Raw genomic sequence first — 6,064 nt, forward strand, 5'->3', positions numbered from 1 at the left:
CAGCGGCCTGGGCAGCTCACCCTGCGGCTCGTCGTACATGTAGGCAGGGAGGTTGCCTCTGGCAGGCGCTGGGGCGTCATCGGGTGCGGACATGCAGCGAAGTATGCCTTTTCAGGCACAGTGCTAGTTCTCGCGGAGCCAGCCCGCTGCTTCCACTGCCCAGTACGTGAGCACGATGTCTGCGCCTGCCCTGTGGATGGAGGTCAGGGTTTCCAGGATGGTGCGCCTGCGGTCCAGCCAGCCATTCGCCGCCGCCGCCTCGATCATCGCGTATTCGCCCGATACCTGGTACGCCGCAACGGGAACGTCGGCGATTTCCGCTACCGCGCGGATTACGTCCAGGTATGCCAAAGCGGGCTTGACCATGACCAGGTCCGCGCCCTCGGTCAGGTCCAAAGTGGTCTCGCGCAGCGCTTCGCGGATGTTCGCCGGGTCCTGTTGGTACGTCATGCGGTCGCCGGTGAGCTGGGATTCCACCGCCTCGCGGAACGGGCCGTAGAAAGCCGAGGCGTACTTCGCTGAGTACGCGAGGATTCCGGTGTCGAGGTGACCCGCCGCGTCCAGGGCTTCGCGGACCACCGCCACCTGGCCGTCCATCATGCCGCTCGGGCCCAGCAGGTGGGCGCCCGCTTCGGCCTGGGCCACCGCCATCTCCGCGTACACGGCGAGGGTCGCGTCGTTGTCGACGTTGCCCTTGGCGTCCAGCACTCCGCAGTGGCCGTGGTCGGTGAACTCGTCGAGGCACAGGTCCGACATCAGGACTGTCTCGTCGCCGAGTTCCGCGCGCAGGTCGCGCAGGGCCGCGTTGAGGACGCCGTTGGGGTCGGTGCCGCCCGATCCCACCGCGTCGCGGGTGGTGGGGACGCCGAAGAGCATGATGCCGCCGACGCCCGCCTCGACCGCTTCCAGCGCGGCCTTGCGCATGCTGTCGCGGGTGTGCTGGACGACGCCGGGCATGCTCGCGATGGCGACCGTCTCGGTGGCGCCTTCCTTGACGAACATGGGCAGCACGAGCTGGTTCGGGCGCACCGCCGTCTCCGACACCAGGCGCCGCATGGCGGGGGTGGTGCGGAGCCTGCGGGGGCGGTGGTTCGGGAACATCGAGCACCCTTTCCGAGAAACAAACGCGGGCGGCGTGCCGAAGCACACCGCCCGCGGGTGGTCTAGCGCCGTGCGCGCTTGGTCTTGCGCGGCGGCGGGAGCGCGCCCTCGGCACGCAGCCTGGCCGCGTGCTCGGCCAGGGCGTCGACCAAGACGGGCACCGTCGCGTGCTCCGGCTGGACGTCGACCCGCAGGCCGAACTCGCGTGCCGTCTCCGCGGTCTTCGGGCCGATGCAGGCCACCAGGGTGCGGGTGTGCGGCTTACCCGCGATGCCGACCAGGTTCCGGACGGTGGACGACGAGGTGAAGCACACCGCGTCGAAGCCGCCGGTCTTGATCATCTCGCGGGTGTCGGCGGGCGGCGGGGCCGCCCGGACGGTGCGGTACGCGGTGACGTCGTCGATCTCCCAGCCGCGGTCGCGCAGACCGGCCGCCAGCGTCTCGGTGGCGATGTCGGCGCGCGGCAGCAGGACCCGCTCGACCGGGTCGAGGATGTCGTCGTACGGCGGGAAGTCGGCCAGCAGGCCCTCGCTGGACTGCTCGCCCGAGGGCACCAGCTCCGGGTTGATGCCGAAGGAGCGCACCTTCTCCGCGGTCGCCTCGCCGACACAGGCGATCTTCACACCGCTGAACGCGCGGGCGTCGAGACCGAACTCGGCGAACTTCTCCCACACCGCGCGGACCGCGTTGGTCGAGGTGAAGATGACCCACTGGTAGCGGCCGTCGACGAGACCCTTGACCGAGCGCTCCATCTGCGCGGGGCTGCGCGGCGGCTCGACGGAGATCGTCGGCACCTCCGACGGGATGGCGCCGTGCATGTGCAGGCGCTCGCTCATCTCACCGGCCTGGTCCTTGGTCCGCGGGACCAGCACGCGCCAGCCGTACAGCGCGCGCGACTCCCACCAGGACAGCTTCGAGCGCTGCGACACCGCGGCGCCGACGGTGACCACGAGGCTGCCGGACACCTCCCCGGCGTCGGCGGCGAGCGAGGCGAGCGTGGTGTCGATGGTGCGCTGGCTCGAACCCGTGCCGTCCGCGGTCACCGCGACCGGGGTCTGCGGGGCCAAGCCGTGCTCGACCAGCGAGGACGCGGCCTCGGCCAGGTGGCTCGACGTCGCGTGCAGGACGATCGGTCCGGGCACGCCCGCCAGGCCCGCCCAGTCGATGTCGCCGCGGACGTCGACCTCGGTGTGCGTCGAGCCGAGCGCGATGCCCGCGTACGCGGGGACGGCGGTGGCGGCCGAGACACCGGGCACCACGTCGAACACCGCGCTGGTGCGCGCCACGGCTTGCGCCTCGGCCACGACCGCGGAATGCGTCAGCGGGTCACCGGCGACCAGGCGGACGACGACGCGTCCGGCTTTGGCCTCGGTCACCAGGTCCTTCGCCACGTCAGCCGGTTGCCCGACGGCCGGACGCACCTCGGCGTCCGCGCGGGCGAACGCCAGCACGCCCGAGGGCACGTCCGGGTCGGTCACCACGAGCTCGGCACGTTCGAGCAGTTCCCTGGCGCGAACGGTGAGCAGTCCGGCGTCGCCGGGGCCCGAGCCCACGAACGCGACGCGGCCGGGGGACTTTCGTGCACGGGTGGTCATGTCAGGCCACTTCCCATCAACTACGCCTCGGGACCGGAGAGCACCCCGGCCCCGAGTTCCAACAGTTCGGCGGCCAACGCACGACCGAGCTGCTCTCCTGCGGTCAGGTCTCCGGTGGCCGATGCGCGCAGGATCTCTCCTGTCGGCGTCGCCGCGACTCCGCGCAACGACAGGCGGAAGATCACCTTGTCGTCGGCGTCGAAGTCCTCGACGACATCGGCCAGTGCGCCAATGGGGGCGCTGCAGCCCGCTTCGAGCGCGGCCAGCATGGCGCGCTCCGCGACTACCGCGGCCCTCGTGTACTCATCCTCCACAGTGGACCGGAGGAGGTGCTCGACGTCGACGTCGTCGACTCGGCACTCGACGGCCAGCGCGCCCTGCGCGGGCGCGGGCAGCATCTGGATCGGATCCAGCGTCTCGGTGATCTCGTCGAGCCTGCCGAGCCGGGCCAGGCCCGCGCGGGCCAGGACCACGGCGTCGAGCCTGCCGTCGGTGACCATCGAGATCCGGGTGTCGACGTTGCCGCGGATCGGCACGATCTCCCAGCCCAAGCCCAGCGCCTCGAGCTGCGCGGCGCGCCGCGGCGACCCGGTGCCGATCTTCGCGCCCACAGGCAGCTCGCCCAGGGTCAGGCCGTCGCGGGCGATCAGCGCGTCGCGCGGGTCCTGCCGCTGCGGCACGGCCGCCATCGACAGCCGCGGGTCCGGCGCGGTCGGCAGGTCTTTGTACGAGTGCACAGCCACGTCGACCTCGCCGTCGGCGAGGGCGTCGCGCAGCGCGGAGGTGAACACCCCGACACCGATCTCGGCGATCGGCGCGGAGGAGCGGTCGCCCGGCGTGGAGACCGTGATGATCTCGACCTTGGCGCCCGCCTTCTCCAGCGCGTCGGCGATGGTGCCGGTCTGCGCGAGGGCGAGCGCGCTGCCGCGCGTGCCGATCCGGATGGTGCGAACCATCACCTACCACCGTCCAGGGGGAAATCCAGCACAGCGGGTTCGTGCCTTGAGTCAATCCGAGTCGCGGTCAGGCTCGCGGGCGCCTGCGGGTCGAGCCCGAACAGCTCGCGCAGCGCCTCGGCGTAGCCGGAGCCTTCTGGGCCCGACGCGAGTTCCTTCACTCGGACCGTCGGGGTGTGCAGCAGCTTGTCGACGACGCGGCGGACCGTGCGGGCCAGCTCGTCGCGGGTGGAGCCGTCGAGGTCGGGCAGCCGCGAGTGCAGGCGCAGCAGCTCGGCGTCGACGACCTCGGCGGCGCGCTTGCGCAGCGCGGTCACCGTCGGAGTCACCTCGGCGGAACGCTGGGCGGCCAGGTAGGCGCGGACTTCCTCGGCGACGATCTCGCCCGCGCGGCGGGTGTCGAGACCGCTGGGCGCGTCGGCGAGCCTGCGCTGCAGGCTGTCGAGGTCGACCATGCGCACGCCCGCGATGGCGGCGACGCCCTCTTCGACGTCGCGCGGGAGTCCAAGGTCACAGATCACCAGGGGCCGATCGGCCCTCGGCGCCACCGCGGAGACCGGCACGACCGAGCCGACGGCGCCGGTGCAGGCGACCACGACGTCGGCGGCGGCGATGAGCTCGGGCAGGTCGGCCAGACCGGCGGACCGGGCCGGGACGTCCTGCTCGGTCAGCGACGCGGCGAGCCGGGCGCCGTTGGCCTCGGTGCGGTTGGCCACGACGACCTCGCCGATGGCCGCGCGCCGCAGCGCCGCGGCGGCGAGCCCACCCATGGAGCCGGCGCCGATGATCAGCGCGGAACGCCCGGCCAGACCGCCGAACGCCTGCTCCGCGTCGGCCAGCGCCTCGGAGACGACCGAGCCGCCCGCCTGGTCGAGGCCGGTGTCGGTGTGGACCCGCTTGCCGATGCGCAGCGACGTCTGGACCAGCTCGTGCAGGGTCCGGCCGACGGTGCCCTGCTCGCGGGCGACGTTGTAGGCCTGGCGGACCTGGCCGAGGATCTGCGGCTCGCCGACGACCATCGAATCGAGCCCGGCGGCGACGGTGAACAGGTGCTGCGCGGCGGAACCGGCGTAGTGCACGTAGAGGTGGTCGTGCAGCGCGCTGACATCGTCGCCGGAGTGCCGGGCGAGGACGTCGACCACGTCGTTGAGACCCGCGTGGAAGGCGTCGACGACCGCGTAGACCTCGACCCGGTTGCAGGTCGAGACCAGCAGGGCCTCGGCGATGTTCGGGCGGCTGAGCAGGTCGGCGAGCACCTTGGGGACGTCGCCCGCGGGGACCGTGACGCGCTCGAGGACACGCAGGTCAGCGGTGTGGTGCGACATGCCCACTGCGAGAATGCTCACGACACCACCATCCCGTTGACCTTGCCGTTGAACTCCGGCGCCACACCGTTGGTGGCGGCCGCGTTGTCCGCCCGCCGGGCCACGTGGAAGGACAGGACCTGCAGCTCGACCGCGAGGTCGACCTTGCGGACCTCGACGTGGTCGGGAACCTGCAGCACGACTGGGGCGAAGTTCAGGATGCACTGAACTCCCGCTTCGACCAAACGGTCGCACACGGTCTGGGCCGCGGGAGGGGGTGTCGCGATGACCCCAATGGACACCTCGCGCTCGGCGCAGATGGTCGGGATGTCGTCGATGTGCTCGACCGGCAGCCCGCCGACGGGCACGCCGATGAGGTCGGGGTCGACGTCGAACAGTGCGGTCACGGGGAAGCCTCGTCCGGGGAACCCGCCGTAGTTGGCGAGGGCATGTCCGAGGTTACCGATTCCGACGACCGCGACGCTCTGCTTCCTGGTCAGCCCCAGGATTCGCTCGATCTCCTCGATCAGGACCGCGACCTCGTAGCCGACGCCGCGGGTGCCGTAGGAGCCGATGTAGGAGAGGTCCTTGCGCAGCTTGGCGGAGTTGACGCCCGCCGCCGCGGCGAGTTCCTCACTGGAGACGGTGCCGGAGCCCTGGTCCTGCATTCCGGAGAGGACCCGCAGGTAGACGGCCAGCCGCGCGACGGCGGCCTCCGGGATGGCCCTGGCTCGTTCCCGCGCGGCGGGGACCTCCGCGACCACCCGGGGGATGGGTGCGGTGATCTCGGCGGCTGTCGGGGCGGGCGGGGTGTCGCCGACCCCGTTCCGCTGGCCTCGCTGTGCCGCCACGCTGGTACTCCTCGACAGAATTCGTCTCCGGGATGGGGTAACGGTACCGCTTGTGAACGCATGCACAAAGTCGCTGGCCACCCACGGGACGAACCCCACATTCACCCCCGACACCGCCCGCGCCCAGCCACCCACCGCATCCCGCCCGCAACCACCCACCTGGCACCCCCTGACTCACCCCCCACTCTCCTCCCCAGACCCCACCCACTCATCTCCCCCGATGCCAACCCCCCACCCGCGAGTCGCCCGTTCAGAAC

General features: G+C 71.7%; 5 protein-coding genes. All 5 read right to left on the minus strand.

All coding sequences use genetic code 11. The features are described from left to right. Positions 1-123: 123 nt before the first annotated feature. The 5 genes from hemB to ACRDSQ_RS20000 all read right to left on the minus strand — a co-directional run bounded on the left by hemB (position 124) and on the right by ACRDSQ_RS20000 (position 5,807). Positions 124-1,101 (minus strand): porphobilinogen synthase, encoded by a 978-nt coding sequence (gene hemB / locus ACRDSQ_RS19980; RefSeq protein ID WP_431423151.1) that lies wholly within the window; start codon positions 1,099-1,101, stop codon positions 124-126. A 62-nt stretch (positions 1,102-1,163) separates the two neighbouring features. After that, positions 1,164-2,696 (minus strand): uroporphyrinogen-III synthase, encoded by a 1,533-nt coding sequence (locus ACRDSQ_RS19985; RefSeq protein ID WP_431423152.1) that lies wholly within the window; start codon positions 2,694-2,696, stop codon positions 1,164-1,166. A 20-nt stretch (positions 2,697-2,716) separates the two neighbouring features. Further along, complete coding sequence (hemC, locus tag ACRDSQ_RS19990) at positions 2,717-3,652, minus strand: hydroxymethylbilane synthase (protein WP_431423153.1); 936 nt, start codon at positions 3,650-3,652, stop codon at positions 2,717-2,719. Next, positions 3,652-4,998, minus strand: coding sequence for a glutamyl-tRNA reductase (locus ACRDSQ_RS19995; RefSeq protein ID WP_431423154.1), 1,347 nt, complete (start codon positions 4,996-4,998; stop codon positions 3,652-3,654). Before ACRDSQ_RS19995 ends, hemC begins: the two co-directional genes overlap by 1 nt. Beyond that, the gene (locus ACRDSQ_RS20000; protein ID WP_431423155.1) at positions 4,995-5,807 is read right to left on the minus strand and encodes a redox-sensing transcriptional repressor Rex; all 813 of its coding nucleotides are present in this window, start codon (positions 5,805-5,807) and stop codon (positions 4,995-4,997) included. The genes ACRDSQ_RS19995 and ACRDSQ_RS20000 overlap by 4 nt, the downstream gene beginning before the upstream one ends. Between the last annotated feature and the right edge of the window lie 257 nt (positions 5,808-6,064).

Origin of the sequence: Actinokineospora sp. (assembly GCF_050699995.1) — a bacterium.
GTDB lineage: Bacteria > Actinomycetota > Actinomycetes > Mycobacteriales > Pseudonocardiaceae > Actinokineospora.

Coding starts and splice junctions, on each gene's coding strand:
- hemC (WP_431423153.1), bottom strand. CDS start 3,652: ATGGTTCGCACCATCCGGATCGGCACGCGCGGCAGCGCGCTCGCCCTC.
- ACRDSQ_RS19985 (WP_431423152.1), bottom strand. CDS start 2,696: ATGACCACCCGTGCACGAAAGTCCCCCGGCCGCGTCGCGTTCGTGGGC.
- hemB (WP_431423151.1), bottom strand. CDS start 1,101: ATGTTCCCGAACCACCGCCCCCGCAGGCTCCGCACCACCCCCGCCATG.